Raw genomic sequence first — 2,357 nt, forward strand, 5'->3', positions numbered from 1 at the left:
ACACCGGATGCACCGGCACGTCCAGGGCGTGCCCGAGAGCGCCCGCGGTGACCATGCCCGCGCGCAGCCCGGTGAACGGTCCGGGTCCGGAGCCGACGACGACCGCGTCGGCGTCGGAGAGCTGGTGGCCGGCTTCGGCGACCGCGGCCATCAGGTGCGGGGTGAGCAGCTCACCGTGCGCCCGCGCGTTGATCGTCACACGTTGCGCGAGGGGCCGCGGCCCGCCGCCGTCCAGGGCGACCAGTCCCGCGGTGACCGCGGGCGTCGAGGTGTCCAGCGCGATGACGAGCACAGCACTGCAGATTACGTCAAGCCTGGTCACCGCCGGTCGACGGGTGCTCGGCAGGGATGCGGGGCGCACCCGGCCCGCCCGAGCTGCGGATGCTGCTGCCGAACCACGCGTTGCCAGCGGAGCAGGAACGCACCACGCAGCACATGCGCCTGCTGTTCCGAGGCTGCGAACACCGGGCCTCCGGCCCGAGCCACTCCGCTAACGCCGATGGGCCCGGCGTTCAGCGTCGGCCTGCACGAAGCGCTCGCAAGACACGGTCGCGGTCATGCCTCTCCGCGGCTGAGCAGCGTCCCCCGCGGCGGTCCGGTGACGTCGATCCGGTTGCCGCGCAGCCAGGTTTGGCGCACCCGCCCGGCGAGCGCGCGGTCGTGATAAGCGGAGACCGGGTTGCGGTGCTGCAACGCGGCGGCGTCGACCACGAAGGCGTCGTCCGGCGCGAACACGCACAGGTCCGCGTCCGCGCCGACCGCCAGCGAGCCCTTCCGGTTCAATCCGGCGATCTCCGAGGTGCGACCGGCCATCCACCGCACGACGTCGCTGAGCCCATACCCGCGCAACCGCGCCTGCGTCCAGATCGCGGAGAGCCCGAGCTGGAGGCTGGAAACCCCGCCCCACGCGACGCCGAAGTCCCCGATGTCGAGCCGTTTCAGCTCCGGGGTGCACGGCGAGTGGTCGCTGACGATGCAGTCGATCGTTCCGTCGGCGAGCCCGCGCCAGAGCGCTTCCCGGTTCTGCGCTTCGCGGATCGGCGGGCAGCACTTGAACTGGGTCGCGCCGTCCGGGATCTCCTCGGAGGTGAAGCACAGGTAGTGCGGGCAGGTCTCGACGGTCACCCGGACTCCGTCCGCCTTCGCCGAAGCGATCATCGGCAGTGCGTCCGAAGAGGACAGGTGCAGGATGTGCACCCGGCCGCCGATGCGCCGCGCGAGATCCAGGACCTGCGCGATGGCGGCGTTCTCCGCGCTGCGCGGCCGGGAGGCCAGGAAGTCGCCGTAGTGCTCGCCGTGCGCGCTCGGGGCGTGGTCGATGGCCTCGGAGTTCTCCGCGTGCACGATCATCAGCGCGTCGTCGGTGGCCAGCTCGGTCAGCGCTTCGACGAGTTCTTCGGAGTTCAGCGGCGGGAACTCGTCCACCCCGGAATGCAGCAGGAAGCACTTGAAGCCGAACACCCCGGCCTCGTGCAGCCCGTGCAGCCGCTCGCGGTTGCCGGGGATCGCGCCGCCCCAGAAACCGACGTCGATGTGCACCTGATCGCGGGCGGTTTTCCGCTTCACGTCGAGGGATTCGGTGTCGACGGTGGGCGGGAGGCTGTTCAGCGGCATGTCGACGAGCGTGGTGATGCCGCCTTCCGCGGCGGCCCGGGTGGCGGTGGCGAAGCCTTCCCACTCGGTGCGGCCGGGGTCGTTGACGTGCACGTGGGTGTCGACGAGGCCGGGCAGCAGCGCTTCGTCCTCAGCGAGTTCCACGGTGCGCTCGGCGGGCAGTGCCGCGTCGAAGGCTTCGACGGCGGCGATCCGGCCGTCGCGAACGGCGAGGCTGCCCGGCGCTTCCCCGCGCGGGCCGATCATCCGCCGCGCCCGGAAGACCACGTCGAACTGCTCGGTCACACCGGCCTCCTCACCGTCGGGATGGTCGCAACAAGGTGTTGATCTCGCTGCGCTCTTGGTCAAGCCCGCGGCGGCTTGCGCGGCCCTTCCGGCCGCCCCGCGCCGCGACGTATACGTTTTGGTATACGAAGCTAGAGCGCCGTTCCCTCCGGGTCAACCGCCGCCCGTCCGGAGCGAAGGTCCCCTTCGGCCGAATGGAACGAACGACCCCTTCACTCCCGAACCCCGCGCACCGCCGACACACCGACGCGACACCCGCCCCGCGCAGAGCACGAGGGGTCCGTCCACCGGGCAGAGGGAGCGAAGAGGTCCTTCATCCGGCTCCCGGGCGGGGGCCGGTTCAGAACAGCATTCGCTCCAGGACCATGGCGCGGCTGGCGCGCACGTGGCCGAGCGCCAGCTCCGCGGCGCGATCGGCGTCCCCGGCGGCGATCGCCGCGTGCAGCTCGGCGTGCTCC

General features: G+C 71.7%; 2 protein-coding genes. Both read right to left on the minus strand.

Annotated elements, in window-relative coordinates; all coding sequences use genetic code 11:
- Window positions 1-292: tRNA (adenosine(37)-N6)-threonylcarbamoyltransferase complex dimerization subunit type 1 TsaB (gene tsaB, locus IJH84_RS09760; protein WP_295142991.1), on the minus strand; the 292-nt coding region annotated here is incomplete at its 3' end.
- Window positions 293-555: 263 nt separating this feature from the next.
- Window positions 556-1,899: an allantoinase AllB gene (gene allB, locus IJH84_RS09765; protein ID WP_295142994.1), complete on the minus strand. Its 1,344-nt coding sequence runs from the start codon at window positions 1,897-1,899 to the stop codon at window positions 556-558.
- Window positions 1,900-2,357: the final 458 nt, after the last annotated feature.

Origin of the sequence: Saccharopolyspora sp. (assembly GCF_017434145.1) — a bacterium.
Classification (GTDB): domain Bacteria; phylum Actinomycetota; class Actinomycetes; order Mycobacteriales; family Pseudonocardiaceae; genus Saccharopolyspora_C; species Saccharopolyspora_C galaxeae.